12 protein-coding genes are annotated in these 15,637 nt (G+C 51.7%); 3 read left to right on the top strand and 9 right to left on the bottom strand.

All coding sequences use genetic code 11. From position 1 onward, the window contains the following. Positions 1-68: 68 nt before the first annotated feature. From C5610_RS00570 to C5610_RS00550, 5 genes are read right to left on the bottom strand one after another with little or no spacing between them, the layout of a single operon-like run. Positions 69-836 carry a peptidylprolyl isomerase gene (locus C5610_RS00570; RefSeq protein WP_105305399.1) on the bottom strand — a complete coding sequence of 256 codons (768 nt, stop codon included), beginning with the start codon at positions 834-836 and terminating at the stop codon, positions 69-71. 45 nt (positions 837-881) lie between these two features. Beyond that, positions 882-1,598 (bottom strand): respiratory nitrate reductase subunit gamma, encoded by a 717-nt coding sequence (gene narI / locus C5610_RS00565; RefSeq protein WP_105305398.1) that lies wholly within the window; start codon positions 1,596-1,598, stop codon positions 882-884. Positions 1,599-1,608: 10 nt separating this feature from the next. Next, the gene (gene narJ, locus C5610_RS00560; protein ID WP_105305397.1) at positions 1,609-2,352 is read right to left on the bottom strand and encodes a nitrate reductase molybdenum cofactor assembly chaperone; all 744 of its coding nucleotides are present in this window, start codon (positions 2,350-2,352) and stop codon (positions 1,609-1,611) included. A gap of 4 nt (positions 2,353-2,356) precedes the next feature. Next, positions 2,357-3,892: a nitrate reductase subunit beta gene (gene narH, locus C5610_RS00555; protein WP_105305396.1), complete on the bottom strand. Its 1,536-nt coding sequence runs from the start codon at positions 3,890-3,892 to the stop codon at positions 2,357-2,359. Between the two features lie 20 nt (positions 3,893-3,912). Beyond that, positions 3,913-7,632 carry a nitrate reductase subunit alpha gene (locus C5610_RS00550; RefSeq protein ID WP_105305395.1) on the bottom strand — a complete coding sequence of 1,240 codons (3,720 nt, stop codon included), beginning with the start codon at positions 7,630-7,632 and terminating at the stop codon, positions 3,913-3,915. 327 nt (positions 7,633-7,959) lie between these two features. Between C5610_RS00550 and C5610_RS00545 the strand changes: the two genes are divergently transcribed. Beyond that, positions 7,960-9,738, top strand: a complete 1,779-nt coding sequence (locus tag C5610_RS00545) for an ATP-binding protein (RefSeq protein ID WP_105305394.1) — start codon at positions 7,960-7,962, stop codon at positions 9,736-9,738. A gap of 61 nt (positions 9,739-9,799) precedes the next feature. Here the strand turns inward: C5610_RS00545 and C5610_RS00540 are convergent, their stop codons facing one another. Continuing rightward, positions 9,800-11,077 (bottom strand): nitrate/nitrite transporter, encoded by a 1,278-nt coding sequence (locus C5610_RS00540; RefSeq protein WP_126819746.1) that lies wholly within the window; start codon positions 11,075-11,077, stop codon positions 9,800-9,802. A 203-nt stretch (positions 11,078-11,280) separates the two neighbouring features. Between C5610_RS00540 and narL the strand changes: the two genes are divergently transcribed. Further along, on the top strand, positions 11,281-11,931 hold the full coding sequence (narL, locus tag C5610_RS00535; protein ID WP_105305392.1) for a two-component system response regulator NarL: 651 nt from the start codon (positions 11,281-11,283) through the stop codon (positions 11,929-11,931). Further along, positions 11,931-13,154 (top strand): gephyrin-like molybdotransferase Glp, encoded by a 1,224-nt coding sequence (glp, locus tag C5610_RS00530; protein WP_105305391.1) that lies wholly within the window; start codon positions 11,931-11,933, stop codon positions 13,152-13,154. The genes narL and glp overlap by 1 nt, the downstream gene beginning before the upstream one ends. On the opposite strand, the gene modC is transcribed toward glp, so the two are convergent. From modC to modA, 3 genes are read right to left on the bottom strand one after another with little or no spacing between them, the layout of a single operon-like run. Continuing rightward, positions 13,151-14,203, bottom strand: a complete 1,053-nt coding sequence (gene modC / locus C5610_RS00525) for a molybdenum ABC transporter ATP-binding protein (RefSeq protein WP_157982913.1) — start codon at positions 14,201-14,203, stop codon at positions 13,151-13,153. The two genes, glp and modC, sit on opposite strands and share 4 nt — an antisense overlap. Continuing rightward, positions 14,190-14,879 (bottom strand): molybdate ABC transporter permease subunit, encoded by a 690-nt coding sequence (gene modB / locus C5610_RS00520; RefSeq protein WP_105305389.1) that lies wholly within the window; start codon positions 14,877-14,879, stop codon positions 14,190-14,192. The genes modC and modB overlap by 14 nt, the downstream gene beginning before the upstream one ends. Next, positions 14,876-15,634: a molybdate ABC transporter substrate-binding protein gene (modA, locus tag C5610_RS00515; protein WP_105305388.1), complete on the bottom strand. Its 759-nt coding sequence runs from the start codon at positions 15,632-15,634 to the stop codon at positions 14,876-14,878. The genes modB and modA overlap by 4 nt, the downstream gene beginning before the upstream one ends. Positions 15,635-15,637 lie beyond the last annotated feature (3 nt).

Raw genomic sequence — 15,637 nt, 5'->3', positions numbered from 1 at the left:
AAACTAAAAAAGCACCCGCAAAGGGTGCCTTTTACTGTGTAAAAGATCCAGTCAAGTTCGATGCTATTTTATTGCAACAGCGGCGATCCTGTACTGGCAAAATCGAAACCTTTAATCTCCGCCTCATTTGCCAGTGCCTGAATGTATTGTGATACGGCTTTGCGGTGTACTTTCTCTTCAAGATACTCCGCCACTTTTTCACGTACCGCTTCGTACGGAAGCGCCTTGCCTTCAATTTTATGATCCACCGACACTACATGGAAGCCATAGCGGGTTTCCACCGGGTATTTCATGATACCGGTGTCAGCCGTAAACAACTGACGCTCAAACTCTGGAACCGTTTGCCCTTTGCTCAATTGACCCAAATTACCATCGGTTTCCTTCGATGGACAGGATGAGTATTGGCGTGCAAGCTGAGCAAAATCATCGCCTTGATTCAGTTGTTCGATTAACTGCTCGGCCATGCGCTTAGCATTCACCCGTTCGAGATCATCATCCGGTGCTGCAGCCAGCAAAATATGCCGTGCTTCCACAATGGGTGACGTTTTAAAGCGTTCAGGGTTTTGCTCAAAATACTGGCGACACGCCTGCTCATCCGCACTTGGCCGGGCAACCTCGCGTTCAATCAGCACTTCAATAAAGTCATCTTCGGCGCCCTGTGCGGCATCATCAAGCACTTCGATACCGAGCTCCTTTGCCCGCTGTTTAAACAATTCCCCAATAACCAGGGCTTCTGCTGCTTTACTCATCGCTTCTTCGCGAGTATCGGCAGGGTGATATTGCATTTCTTCCAGGATTGCTTTTTCCGGAATTTCAACGTGATTAACTTGAATCATAATACTGTCCTTGAGGGGACTGTTGTCCCCTCTACTGCATAAATCTTAGCGGGCGAACTTTTTCCGCACCACTTGGTGCTGACGCGCAACATACTGCACCGGTACGCTGAACATATGCACCAGTCGCGAAAATGGGAAGATAAGGAAAATGGTCATCCCCAACACCACGTGCAGCTTGAACACCCAATCCACCGGCGTATTGGCGATCGCTGCCACGGCATCAACCGGATCCAGGGTGACGATGTTCTGAGCCCAGGTCATTAAGGCCACCATAACCGCTGCTTTCTCACCTTCAGCACCGTAAGTGACGTGGCTGATAGAGTAGAAAATCGACACCAGACCCAATACCAGTTGCGCCAGCAAAATCCACAACAGCAGAATATCCATGGTCGAGCTGTTGGCACGAACCCGCGTGTTGTTCATGCGACGGTTGACAAGAATTGCTAAGCCATACAAGCAGATCAGACCAAAGATGCCACCCATAATGATAGCAACCCACTGTTTCATCTCATTGGTTACGCCCAGCATATGCCAGATTGGTTTAGGGGTCAGCAAGCCGACCAGGTGACCAAAGAAAATACCGATGATACCGATGTGAAACGGCAGACTGCCTTTGCGCAGCTGTTTACTTTCCAAAATCTGGCTGGAGCTGGTCTTCCACGTATATTGTTCGCGGTCGTAGCGAATCCAGGTTCCGATAAAAAATACAGCCAGGGCAATATAAGGATATACGCCGAAGGCCAACATATTAATGTAATCCATGATGCTCTCCTTAAATCCCTGAAACTTTGCGTGGCTGTGCGTTGCCTGACTGCAACAGCTCATCCGTATTCAACGGCACAAACTGATCGCGGCGCTGGCTTTCTGACGGACGATGTTGTGCGGTTGGGCACCCCTGGGTTTGATCCGTACCGGTAAAGGTAACCGCTTCCTCTTCCCAGACTTTGTCCAACGCTTTCGCCGTATCGTCACGTTTTTCATCCGCAATTTGGCGGCGCACATCATCGAGATCGATGTCGATGCCTGACGCATGCAACAGCACTTCAAACAACAGTGAGTAGTTACTGCCACGCTGTTCCAGACGAGCCGTAAGTAGTGCCAAAATATGTGCCACTTCTTCCAGACCCAGACGCGCGTTGTCGTCGCCTTGTGTTGATAAAAACTCCAGGTACAGCGGGATATAATCGGGCAGTTCCTTAACGCCCAATTCCAACCCGGCCTGTTTGTATTGATTGTTTAAATCAACCATCGCCTGACCACGGTCACGGGATTCACCATGGACGTGTTCGAACAGCAACAATGACAATGCCCGGCCGCGCTCAAACAAGCTGTCGTATTCCGACTGCCAGTCCATCAACCGCATCTCGCAGCGACTGTGTAAAAATTCCAATAGCGCGGCTTTGTCGTTAGCGGCCAGAGTGGACTGCTCAATCAACCCTTCAAGTTCTGCCCGAGCCTCAATCAGCTCGGGTTTCGGGTAGTCCAGTAATAAAGAAATAACCTGTAAAACTTGCATCTGATTACTCCTTCATCGTTACAGGGATGACCTGGCGGACGGTTTGCTTCTTCGCGCCAAACAAGTTCACACCGTTATTGCCATCGCTACAGCCGTTGCCGAAGCTGAAGCCGCAGCCGCCTTTCATGTCGTACGCATTTTCGGCGTATGCGCGGTGGCTGGTCGGAATCACAAAACGATCTTCGTAATCAGCCAAAGCCATGTAACGGTACATTTCTTCAACCTGATTTTTACTCAAGCCGACTTGTTTCAGCACATTCAGGTCTTCGACGCCATCAACATGGTGTGAGCGCATGTAGGAGCGCATAGCAATCATGCGTTCCAGCGCCCGAATGATCGGTTTCTCGTCGCCCGCCGTCAGCAAGTTGGCCAGGTAACGCAGCGGAATACGCAGCGACTTCAGATCCGGAATTTCTCCGTCCATGCCCACATGACCGGCTTCTACTGCGCTTTGAATCGGCGACAGCGGCGGTACATACCAAACCATTGGCAAGGTCCGGTATTCGGGGTGCAATGGCAGTGCGACTTTCCACTGCATCGCCATCATGTAAACCGGCGAGCGCTGTGCCGCTTTAATCCAGTTTTCAGCAATACCTTCTTTACGCGCCGCTTCATGCACTTCCGGATCGTGCGGGTCAAGGAAGATACCTAACTGTTCTTCGTACAGATCCTGCTCGTTTGGTGTATTTGCCGCCTCTTCGATTCGGTCGGCATCGTAAAGCAACACGCCTAAGTAACGGATACGGCCAACACACGTTTCTGAACAGGTGGTCGGCTGACCGGCTTCGATACGCGGGTAGCAGAACGTACACTTTTCGGACTTACCGGTTTTCCAGTTATAGTAAATTTTCTTGTATGGGCAGCCTGATACACACATCCGCCAGCCACGACACTTGTCCTGATCAATCAATACAATGCCGTCTTCTTCACGCTTGTAAATGGCACCGGATGGACAAGCTGCGACACACGCAGGGTTCAGACAGTGCTCACACAGACGTGGTAAGTACATCATGAAGGTTTTTTCGAACTGGCCGTAAATATCCTTCTGTACAACGTCATCGAAGTTTTTATCTTTTTTACGCTTTTCGAATTCGGTGCCAAGAATTTCTTCCCAGTTAGGACCCCATTCGATTTTTTCCATGCGTTTACCGGTGATCAGTGACCGCGGGCGGGCGGTCGGCTGATGTTTACTCGGTTTTGCCGTGTGTAAGTGTTGATAATCAAAATCAAACGGCTCGTAATAGTCGTCAATTTCAGGTAAGTCCGGATTACCAAAGATGTTCGCCAGCACTCGGCGTTTGCTACCAATCTTAAGTTCCAGGTTGCCCTTTTTATTGCGCGACCAACCGCCGTTCCATTTATCCTGGTTTTCCCATTCTTTCGGGAAACCGATACCCGGCTTGGTTTCAACGTTGTTGAACCAGGCATACTCGACCCCTTCACGCGAGGTCCAGACGTTTTTGCAGGTGATGGAGCAAGTATGACAGCCGATACACTTGTCCAAATTCAGCACCATGCCAATTTGAGCTCTTACTTTCATCGTGTTGTCCTCACTCCGATTTATTCAGTATCCAGGAAGTCGACTTTGTCCATCTTGCGGACCACCACGAATTCATCGCGGTTACAGCCTACTGTCCCGTAGTAGTTAAAGCCGTATGCCTGTTGTGCATAACCACCGATCATGTGGGTTGGCTTCATCACGACACGCGTTACTGAGTTGTGGATACCACCACGGGTACCGGTCAGCTCAGATCCAGGCATGTTCAAGATACGTTCCTGAGCGTGGTACATCATGCTCATACCTTCTGGTACACGCTGAGATACAACCGCTCGGGCACATATTGAACCGTTAACGTTAAAGATTTCGATCCAGTCGTTATCCTCAACACCCGCTGCCTTCGCATCGATCTCACTCAGCCACACAATAGGGCCACCCCGCGATAGGGTTTGCATTAACAGGTTGTCGGAGTAAGTACTGTGGATACCCCACTTCTGGTGCGGCGTGATCCAGTTCAGTACAATCTCTTTATTGCCGTTCTGGCGCTTGTTCAGCACCGGAGCCACTGTTTTCAGGTTAATCGGTGGCTTGTACGCACACAGCGTTTCACCAAAGTCACGCATCCACTCGTGATCCTGATAGAACTGTTGACGTCCGGTGATGGTGCGCCATGGAATCAGCTCGTGTACGTTGGTGTAACCGGCGTTATAAGAGACATGTTCATCTTCCAGACCTGACCAGGTCGGTGACGAAATGATCTTACGCGGTTGCGCCACGATATCGCGGAAGCGGATCTTTTCTTCCTCTTTCGGCTTCGCCAAATGAGTGTGATCGCGTCCTGTCAGTTCGCCCAGTGCAGCCCATGCTTTTACGGCAACGTGACCGTTCGTTTCCGGTGCCAGTGACAAGATGGTTTCACAGGCATCAATCGCCGTTTCGATCTTCGGACGACCTTTGTTGACACCTTCTTCAACGTGCGTGCGGTTCAGCTTGCCCAGGAACGCCACTTCTTCTTTGGTATCCCAGTTAATGCCTTTACCGCCGTTACCCAGTTCGTCCATCAACGGACCCAACGAGGTGAAACGGTGATAAGTGTTCGGATAGTCACGCTCAACCACAGTAATGTTTGGCATGGTTTTACCCGGAATGGCTTCGACTTCACCTTTCCACCATGCTTTACCACCGTATGGCTGTGCCAGCTCACCCGGCGAGTCATGTTGTAACGGTACGGTCACAACATCCTGCTCAACACCCAGGTGCCCCTGACTGATGCGCGAAAAGTCTTTGGCAATACCTTTAAAGATGTCCCAGTCCGACTGTGCTTCCCAAACCGGATCAACGGCCGCCGTTAACGGGTGAATAAACGGATGCATATCCGAGGTATTCATGTCGTCTTTTTCGTACCAGGTTGCCGTCGGCAACACGATGTCTGAATACAAACACGTGGTCGACATACGGAAATCCAGTGTGGTCAGTAGATCGATTTTTCCTTCCGGCGCTTCATCAACCCATTCCACGTCTTCCGGCTTCTTACCGCCAAAATCACCGAGGTCTTTGCCCAGCAGACCGTGCTTAGTACCCAGTAAGTGCTTCAGCATGTACTCATGCCCTTTACCGGATGAACCGAGCAGGTTTGAACGCCAGATAAACAGGTTGCGCGGGAAGTTCTTCGGATCGTCCGGTTGCTCACAGGCAAACTTAAGGTCACCTTTCTTCAACTGATCGACGATGTAGTCTTTAACATCCATGCCCGCTTTCTCGGCAGCCTTAACCAGACCCAGGGGGTTGGTTCCCAACTGCGGTGCCGACGGTAGCCAGCCCATACGTTCAGCACGGGTGTTGTAATCAAGAATAGTGCTGTTCCACTTATCCTTATTGGCCAGCGGTGATACCACTTCGCTCATATCAAGCTTTTCGTAGCGCCACTGATCTGAGTGGTTGTAGAAGAACGAGGTGCCGTTCATGTGGCGCGGCGGACGCTGCCAGTCCAATCCAAAGGCCAGCGGCTGCCAGCCGGTTTGCGGACGCAGTTTTTCCTGGCCAACATAGTGTGCCCAGCCACCACCGGATTGACCGATACAACCACACATCATCAACATATTGATCAGGCCACGATAGCTCATGTCCATGTGATACCAGTGGTTGATTGCTGCACCGACAATCACCATGGAACGGCCTTTGGTCTTATCGGCGTTGCGGCCGAACTCTGTCGCCACACGGATGACATCTTCTGGTTTAACGCCAGTGATGTGCTCCTGCCATGCCGGCGTGTAAGGTACGTTATCGCTGTAATCTTTGGCGCGATTTTCATCGTTAATGCCGTTATCAACGCCATACTGCGCCAACATCAGGTCAAATACCGTCGCGACATATGCGGTTTCGCCGTTGGCCAGCTCAACTTTTTTAGCCGGAATTTTGCGTACCTGAACTTCGTCATGTTCGGTGTGCTGGAAGTACTCATACTCGTGCGGCGCACTGCCGAAGTATGGGAAGCCGACTTCAACCACTTCGTCATGGTTGTCTTTCAACGACAATTGCAGATCCAGCTCACCTTGTTTGTCTTTCTGCTCCAGGTTCCACTTACCTTTCTCGCCCCAGCGATAGCCAATCGAACCGTTCGGGCTGGTCAGACGTTGGTCTTTGCTGTTTATGGCAATGGTTTTCCAGTCTGGGTTGTTTTCTTCGCCCAAATTGTCAACCAAGTCAGCAGCACGTAGGAAACGGCCCTGATTCAGAACTTTTTCACCCGGCTCCAGCATCACCAACATCGGCATGTCGGTGTAGCGAGTGACGTAGTCGTGGAAATACTGGCTTTGCTTATTCACGTAAAACTCTTTCAGAATAACGTGACCAAATGCCATTGCCAGTGCCGAGTCCGTACCCTGACGCGGTGCTAACCAGGTATCACCAAATTTTGATGCTTCCGAGTAATCCGACGTGATGACACAGGTTTTGGTGCCTTTATAACGAACTTCCGTTAAGAAGTGCGCGTCCGGTGTACGTGTTTGAGGGACGTTCGAACCCCAGACAATAATGTAGTTTGAGTTATACCAGTCAGCGGATTCCGGTACGTCCGTCTGCTCACCCCATACTTGCGGTGAAGCTGGCGGTAAGTCACAGTACCAATCGTAGAAACTCAGGCAGTTACCACCGATCAATGACAAATAACGTGCGCCGGCAGCGTAAGACACCATCGACATCGCCGGGATCGGTGAGAAGCCGCTGATACGGTCTGGTCCGTAGGTTTTGGCGGTGTAAACGTTCGACGCGGCGATGATTTCATTCACTTCTTTCCAGTCAGCACGAACAAAACCACCCATACCACGGGCTTGCTTATAACTTTTCGCTTTTTTCGGATCGGTGACAATGGATTCCCAGGCTTTTACCGGATCCTTATGCTTTTCTTTGGCCTCACGCCATAGCGTCATCAGTTGCTGACGTACTTTAGGGTATTTCAGACGGTTGGCACTGTAGATATACCAAGAATAACTTGCCCCACGAGGACAGCCCCGCGGCTCATGGTTCGGCAGGTCAGGACGCGTCCGCGGATAGTCGGTTTGCTGAGTTTCCCAGGTGACCAGTCCGTCTTTGACATAGATTTTCCAACTACAGGAACCGGTACAGTTAACGCCATGGGTAGAGCGCACGATTTTGTCGTGCTGCCAACGCTTGCGGTACCCTTGTTCCCACGTACGGTCTTCATCCGTAGTCACACCGTGACCATCAGAAAAAGATTCTTTATGCGTTTTGAAGAAACGCAGTTTTTCGAGTAGACGACTCATATTAAGACTCCCAGTCTACGCCTAACAGCTAGTTCAATAGATGACCGGCAGTTTGCTCGATCAAAACACGTAAAGCCAGTAGGGTAATTGCCTCGAAAAGCGAATAGGGGTATCAAAAATACCCCTTTTGGGAGATGAGGGTAGTTTTTTAAGCTATTGATTATTAATAGTTTTATTTTTTCCAGTTGAGAGTGGTTTTCATTACCCACTATTTTCGATAAAAAAGGGGTAGCCCAAAGTTACTTAGCCTCTCGTCGTCTGTTAATATACATTCCACTTACATGTATTTTGCGCTGCAGAGTTTCGGAGCAGGATTGCCATAGGCGTATGAGAACAACATCCATTATCAATCTTTTTCGGGTTTCACTCGCCCTTATCGTTATTGTTGCCAGCGGTTCGGCACTCACCGGTTTTCTGCTGCTGGAAAAATCAGAAAAGGATGCCGCTGTCATTAATGCCGCCGGTATGCACCGGATGCTCGCGTTTGAGTTATTAGCAGCCGACCAGGCCAGCAACACCGACGAAGTCGAGCGCATCAGTGGTGATATTAATCAGCGCTGGCAGCACCCCTTACTTGAATTTCACACCAACGATCCCGCTTCCGACGCCTCCACCATCGCGGTTACCGCTCGGCAGCACTGGCAACGTATCGAACGACAGTTATCTGCTGCCGAGCCGATCAGTTATACGTCGGTAAAGGATTATGTTGAGCAGCTGCAAAGCTTTGTATTGGCGCTGCAACATAAATCCGAGCAGCGCATGACCCTGGTGAGGGGCGCCCTGGCGGTGTCCGCCTTTATTATCGTGGCGGTGTTTTTCTTCCTGCTGTATATCCTGCGCCGGCGCATCGATGAGCCATTGAACCATGTTATGAGTGTTTGCCGACGGTTGATTCAGGGTGACTTTACTGCTCGCGCGCACATTGAATCCAACGACGAAATTGGCCAGTTGTCTAACGCATTGAATAAAATGTCGGACACCGTCAGTTACTTTTATGGCGGCTTAGAGCGCCGGGTTGAACAACAAACCGCGGAACTGAGTAGAAAAAACAAGGTGCTGTCGTTTCTCTACGACACCGCACGCTCGATCATTGTCCACAGCTACGATTATGCCAATTATCAAGACGTCATTGAGCGTCTCTATGAAGTTGGCGAAGTTGACGATATCGAGCTGTGTCTGTTGACCGAAGAAGGCAGCCGTCCGTTTTTACAATTACAGCCGCGGCCGACCTCGAAAGAGCCTTGTAGCAGCCAAAGTTGCGCGACCTGTATCAAGGCGGGCGCCGGTGCTTCTATTATTGACGATAAGATGGTCTACCGGTTTGTCTTAAAACGGGAAGATCAAGAGTATGGCGTATTGATTGTCCGTTGCGAACCCGGCACCCAGTTAGAAGGCTGGCAACAACAGCTGATGAGCTCGACGGCCGATCAATTGGCACTGTCACAGAGTTTAAAAACCGAGGAAGAACAAGTCCGGCGCCTGGCACTGATGCATGAACGCACGGTCATTGCACGCGAACTTCATGACTCCCTGGCGCAGGCATTATCCTATTTGAAAATACAGGTTACACGGTTACAAAAGGCCGTCGAGAAACAAGACCGAGCGGTCATTGATGACGTGTCTACCGAACTCCGCGAAGGTCTTAACTCGGCTTACAAACAGTTGCGCGAACTGCTTACCACGTTCCGCCTGAAAGTTGATGGTTCAGGCTTGTACAACGCTTTGCAAACGACGGTGAAACAGCTGTCTGAGCAAAGCGATCTGGCAGTGCAATTAGACTACCGTCTGAATGACATTCCACTGGCACCTCACGAAGAAATTCACTTGCTGCAGATCATTCGTGAAGCCAGTCAAAACGCGGTCAACCACAGTCAGGGTGAGCATTTGCATATTACCCTGACACAACCGGCGGGATCCGACATTGAACTGACCATCAGTGATGACGGTATTGGTATTCCCGAAAATGCTGAGAAGCTCAATCACTACGGTCTGGCGATTATGCAGGAACGAAGCCGAAACCTCGGTGGTGAACTCGAAATGCGTCAGCGGGAAGAAGGCGGGACCATTGTCTGGTTCCGCTTCACGCCGGACTACTTGTTGCAATAAGTGGTCGCAATCGTGTGTTGCAGTCGTTTGCCGGGCTAGTCCGGGTCTGTCCGGCAGATTATTACGGGTTATAAAACTCACCGTGCCGGCGCAGATAAATAATGTAATTGGCGATAAAACCGAGCACAAAGAACACGGCGATTTCAAACATAACGTTGGCAAAGCCCTGTTCTTCCCATGCCAGTAAAAACCTAAGCGGCAAATAAACCGCGCCGATAAAAGCCACGCTGCCAACCCAGGATAAGACCCGGTTTACGTAAGCTAACGGAAATACCTTATGTAAGGTCACCACAACCGAGCCGTTAGCCATTGCCGAACTGATCACCAGCCCCATCATACTGATAAAAAGTACATCGAAGTAACGCATATCCTGCGGGTAATCCATCAGCAGGAATTGTCGCGCGGCCATGGCCGCAAACACCGACATCAACAGTAAACAGACTTGGGTTACCAGGGTGCCACCGAATAGCCGCCCCAACCAATGGCCAAGTGGGCGCGCCAGAATTCCCAGAAATGGCGCCATCCAAACCAGCATCAGCGTGCTGTATCCAAACTCGACTTCCAGAATGATCGGCAGCACAAAGCTAAAGCCAATAAAGCTTCCCAGTGTCATGTTGTACAAAATGCCCACATACCAAAGATGCTTGTTATTCAGCAGCAGACCCCGTAACGGCACTCGGTTAATGGGTTTAAATGGAAAGTGAGTGTTTGGCAACAGCCATTGTTTAATCGAAGAAGCAAGAAATAACACCGCCATCAGTAACGGAAAGCTCGCCGGGGTAATGGCAGCTCCGATGGGTTGCCGTGAAAACAGATTGCCACTACTCATCACAAAGGTCTTTGCTGCGCCTTCTATCGGCAGCGGCAACATCACCACCAATGGCACCAGTAAGTACGCCAGGAAGGTCGAAATTAAAATAATCCCCACCACCCACGCTGACGGCAACGACGTGCCGGTTAAATCCGAACGAGTGCCAACCAGGCTCGAGTCAAATGCCCGACCATAAATGATCGCCGGGTATCCGGATAGTAAAAGCGCTAGCGCCAGAATACCCATATGGGTTTGCTGATAAACCACACCGACAAAGCCCGCTGCTGCCACAATGAGCATAGCAAGATTGTGATAACGACTGACCATGGCGGTCGCCTGCGCCGAGAGCAAACTACCGATCACACGGGCAAGCACCCCGCCGGCTCCGCACACCGCGAGCAACACGAAAGCATCGGTGACCCCCAACTGGCGTGTTTGATACATCAGCACGATCATGATCGGCCAACTCGCCCAGTAGCTCATCCCGATAAGCAATTGCAGCCACGTGGAGCGACTTTCTCTATTCACAGCAACACTTTATTGAGTTGTTTCGACATTCCCTAAACTTTGCAGTGACGCCACTCAAAGGACAACTCGTTTTACGTGTTAGTTAGCAGTTTTTATGGGGTAACATTCTACCCATAAGGGGGTATTTTTAATGTATTTAGTGCGCAGTTGTGGCAACCTATACGCTATTCAAGCACGATAAATGTACGTTCAAGGAGAGACCCATGTCGAGTGAAGCGGCCAGCATCATGTTAGTTGATGATCACCCGTTACTGCGTAAGGGACTGAAGCAACTGATTGCCATGGAAGATGACATGCAAGTTGTTGCCGAGGCCAGTAATGGCAAAGATGCAATAGAACTCGCGGCGCAGCATGATCCCGATTTAATTGTGTTGGATCTTAATATGCAGGGCATGGACGGTATCGAGACGTTGAAAAAACTGCGCGATTCCGGCGTGACCTCGCGCATCATTATGCTTACCGTCAGTGACGCCGATGACGATGTGGTGGCGGCAATTACTAACGGCGCCGACGGCTACCTACTAAAAGACATGGAGCCGGAACAGCTGCTTGAACAAATCCACCGCGCGGTTACCGGTAAAATGGTACTGAGCGAAGCGATTACCGAAATTCTTGCTACGGCTCTGCGACAGCCAGCAAAATCACCGTCATCACAGTTGAGCTCGCTGACCAACCGTGAGTACGAAATTTTGAGCCTCATCGCTAAAGGCATGAGCAACAAAGTGATTGCCCGCGAACTTGATATCTCCGACGGCACCGTTAAAGTCCACGTTAAACATCTGCTCAAGAAACTAGGACTTCGATCCCGTGTTGAAGCCGCCGTATGGATGGTGAATCAACAAGGGGAGCAATAATGTCTGCAATGATACCCGTCGCTGAAGCCGTCGAACGCATGCTTGAGCGTGTGACCCGCGTGGTACAAACCGAAATCGTACCTCTGGCACAAGGACTTGGCCGCATTTGTGCCAAACCAATACAGTCACCGATTGATGTACCCGGCCATGATAACTCAGCGATGGACGGTTATGCGGTTCGTGCCGGTTCGACGCAGGTCGGCGACCAACCGGTGATTGTGGGTACTTCTGCGGCAGGACACCCATATTGCGGCGCGGTTGCGGCCGGACAATGTGTCCGCATCATGACCGGTGCAACGGTTCCCACCGGAACCGACGCCATCATCATCCAGGAAAATGTCAGTGTCTCGGACGATGGCGGCAGCATTACCATTAACGAGCCGGTCCGTGTTGGAGACAACATCCGCCTGCGCGGTGCCGATGTTAGCCAGGGCGCGACCGTGATTGGTCAGGGCGAGCGTCTCAATCCGGTTGATATCGGGTTACTCGCGTCACTGGGCATCGCCGAGGTTGAGGTGCAGCGGACGCTAAAAGTGGCGGTTTTTTCTACCGGTGACGAACTGGTCAGCCCCGGTCAGCCGCTCCAGTCCGGTCAGATCTACGATTCCAATCGTTACTTGATAGGGGCGATGCTGCAACGCCTTAATATTGAGGTGATGGATCTGGGTCGCTTACCCGACAACCTGGAAGCCATAAAAGGCGCGCTGACTGACGCAAGTACGCAAGCAGACGCCATCATTACCAGTGGCGGTGTGTCCGTTGGCGATGCCGACTACACCAAACAAGCGCTTGAAGCGCTGGGCGAAGTTGGCTTTTGGAAGGTCGCAATGAAGCCCGGTAAGCCGTTTGCGTTTGGCCGCCTTAACCAGGCATGGTTTTTCGGTTTGCCCGGCAATCCGGTCGCCGCGGCCGTTACCATGGACCAATTGGTACAACCGGTGTTGGCAAAACTTGCCGGAGAACAACAGCAGGCGACGTTGCAGTTGTCAGCGACGTCTGCGGAAGCGTTGAAAAAACGTCCGGGGCGGGCTGATTTCCAACGCATCTGCTACTGGCAGGATGAACATGGCGAACTCAAACTGAAAAGTGCTGGCTCTCAGAGTTCAGGGGTATTAAGCACACTTAAACTTGCCAATGGTTTTGCGGCTATTGAGCAAGAACGTGGCAAGGTAGAACCCGGCGAGTCGGTCACCGTACTGCCCTTTTCTAAGCTCCTGCGCTAATGCACAGCGGCAGCCTTAAAGGCTGCCATGACCTTGACGCCCGGCGCTAATGCCAATCGCTGACACGATGCTCTGGTAATCAGCGCCCGTAACTGCTGGTCGCCGAGGCTCAAGGTGACGATAACTTCAGCCGCATGACGCGCCGCCTCAACCGCAACCACGTTTGCGGCCAATTGATTGCTGAGCGAACTGGCGGTCAAGGGTTGCAAGGCCAAACTGACATCACGTGCCCAAACCAGCAACCGTTGTTTAGCTGAGGTCTCTTCAAGCGCTTGCGGAAGCCACAATGACTGCCCGTCTATCCGCCAGCATTGCAGGCCTTGTTGCGGCACCTGCTCCACCGGTTCCAGCTCAAGTACTGACAATGGCCCATCGCTATGACCAGCCAATTGTGGCACCTGCTGTTGTAATGGTCCCGCAGACTCGACCTGCCCTTGGTTGATCACCACTACATCATCAGCGAGCTGCACCACCTCGTCTAACTGATGGCTGACGAATATCATCGGCAACTGAAAACGTTGTTGCACCTTCTTTAGATCCGCCAAAATTTGCTGCTTGGCGGCGTAATCAAGACCCGTCATTGGCTCGTCCAGCAGCAGCAGACGCGGTTGTGACAGCAACGCCCGGGCCAATGCGACACGTTGCTGTTGTCCCCCCGACAATGCACTGGGATAACGTTGCAACAACGGACTAATGCCCAGTACCTTGATCACTTCATCCGGATGAATAAAAACACCTTCGCCGCGTTTGGGCATACCGTAGAGAATGTTCTCCATAACCGATTTCTTGCTAAATAAGTGCGGCTGCTGAAACACCATAGCGACCTTTCGATGTTCGGCCCTAAGCTGTTTGCGCCCCTGCAGCCAGTCGGTTGTGTGCCACTGAACCGAACCCGATACCTGCGTTTCCAATCCGGCGATAACCCGCAACAAGGTGCTTTTACCACTGCCGGAGGGACCGAAAACAGCCGTTACGCCCGTGCCGGAGAATGCGTGTTTTACTTGCAGTTGGAAACCTGCCCGTTGCAGAGAAACATCAACCTTTAGCATAGGTCGCGCCCCCCAACGTGCGTTTTTGCAGACTGTATACGGCCAGTAGCACCGTAAACGAGAAGACCAGTAAACCCAGCGCCAGATTACCCGCGGCATCATAGTTCATCGCTTCGGTATGGTCATAAATCAAAATCGAAAGAACCTGAGTTTCTCCGGGGATACTGCCGCCGAGCATCAAAATAACGCCAAACTCTCCTAGCGTATGAGCGAAACTTAGTGTTGCCGCCACCAAAAAGCCGCCTTGGCTGGCCGGTATCACCAACGTCCAGAAGCGACGCCACCAGCCAGCCCCGAGCGTTGCCGCCGCTTCCAACTGCCCTTGCGGTAACTGACGAAAGGATTCAACCAACGGCTGTACCGCAAACGGCAGAGAATAAATCACCGACGCCACCAAAATCCCCTCAAAGCTGAACGCCAAATGATCCAGCCCCAAGGATTCTAGGGTAGCCCCCACAAATCCTGATGGTCCTAACCACATCAATAAGTAAAAGCCGAGTACCGTCGGCGGTAATACCAGCGGTAGCGCGACCACGGCCTGGATCACCGAACTTAACCAGGAATGCCGGCGCGCCAGCCACCAGGCCAGCGGGGTTGCCAGTAATAACAGGATGAGGGTACTGTACAATCCCAGCTTCAAGGTCAGGCTGACCGCCTGCCAGTCGAGGGCTGTCATGGTGATAACTCCGTTGCGCGTACCTGTATACCAAAGCGTTGTTTTAATGCATCAAACTGTGACTGGCGATAAAACTGACTGAATGCGCGCGCCGCCGTAACTTGCTCCGAGCCCGCAACCCTTGCGTGGTTCTGTTGCAGCCGCTGCGAGTCGTCAAGTTGTAACTGCAGCAGTTGATTTTCCGAACGAGCATCCAACGGTACGACCGACAGCGCGACCAGACCAAAATCAGCTGCGCCACTAAACACCATTTGTGCAGCCTGCGCCACATTCTCGGCATACACCAGCTTCGGCTTGATCTGCTCATAGAGACCCTGGTTCTTTAGCCATCCCAACGCCGCCTGGCCATAGGGCGCATGGCGTGGCTGGGCTATTGCAACGCGGATCTCCGCCTGCATGATGTCGGCCGGTTGCAGTGCCGCTTTTGAGCGCGGTGCCCACAGCACCAACTGCCCGATGCCGTCGTCATGCACCCGGTCGACCAGCAACTGTTGCCGGAGCTTCTGCATAAACCGCGGATTCGCCGAAAAATAAAGGTCAAACGGCGCGCCAGCAGCAATCTGAGTTGCCAGCTTCCCGGATGAGCCGTAAATGACTCGCACCACCTGTTGGTGCTGTTCGCGATAGGCCTGCGTGATAGGTTCTAAGATGGGTCGGTAACTTGAGGCTGCAGCGATCGTCAACGGCTCGGCGTTGACCGTTGCGATCACACTCACCCACAACAATGCCAGAAAGAAAACCGCCCGCTGCCGCATTAC

The organism is Idiomarina sp. OT37-5b (genome assembly GCF_002968395.1).
GTDB classification, from domain to species: Bacteria; Pseudomonadota; Gammaproteobacteria; order Enterobacterales; family Alteromonadaceae; genus Idiomarina; species Idiomarina aquatica.
This window is presented reverse-complemented; position numbering and strand designations above follow the sequence as displayed.

Excerpts from the sequence above, each read along its gene's own strand:
- C5610_RS00570 (WP_105305399.1), bottom strand. The coding sequence starts at position 836 with ATGATTCAAGTTAATCACGTTGAAATTCCGGAAAAAGCAATCCTGGAA.
- narI (WP_105305398.1), bottom strand. The coding sequence starts at position 1,598 with ATGGATTACATTAATATGTTGGCCTTCGGCGTATATCCTTATATTGCC.
- narJ (WP_105305397.1), bottom strand. The coding sequence starts at position 2,352 with ATGCAAGTTTTACAGGTTATTTCTTTATTACTGGACTACCCGAAACCC.
- narH (WP_105305396.1), bottom strand. The coding sequence starts at position 3,892 with ATGAAAGTAAGAGCTCAAATTGGCATGGTGCTGAATTTGGACAAGTGT.
- C5610_RS00550 (WP_105305395.1), bottom strand. The coding sequence starts at position 7,632 with ATGAGTCGTCTACTCGAAAAACTGCGTTTCTTCAAAACGCATAAAGAA.
- C5610_RS00545 (WP_105305394.1), top strand. The coding sequence starts at position 7,960 with ATGAGAACAACATCCATTATCAATCTTTTTCGGGTTTCACTCGCCCTT.
- narL (WP_105305392.1), top strand. The coding sequence starts at position 11,281 with ATGTCGAGTGAAGCGGCCAGCATCATGTTAGTTGATGATCACCCGTTA.
- glp (WP_105305391.1), top strand. The coding sequence starts at position 11,931 with ATGTCTGCAATGATACCCGTCGCTGAAGCCGTCGAACGCATGCTTGAG.
- modC (WP_157982913.1), bottom strand. The coding sequence starts at position 14,203 with ATGCTAAAGGTTGATGTTTCTCTGCAACGGGCAGGTTTCCAACTGCAA.
- modB (WP_105305389.1), bottom strand. The coding sequence starts at position 14,879 with ATGACAGCCCTCGACTGGCAGGCGGTCAGCCTGACCTTGAAGCTGGGA.
- modA (WP_105305388.1), bottom strand. The coding sequence starts at position 15,634 with ATGCGGCAGCGGGCGGTTTTCTTTCTGGCATTGTTGTGGGTGAGTGTG.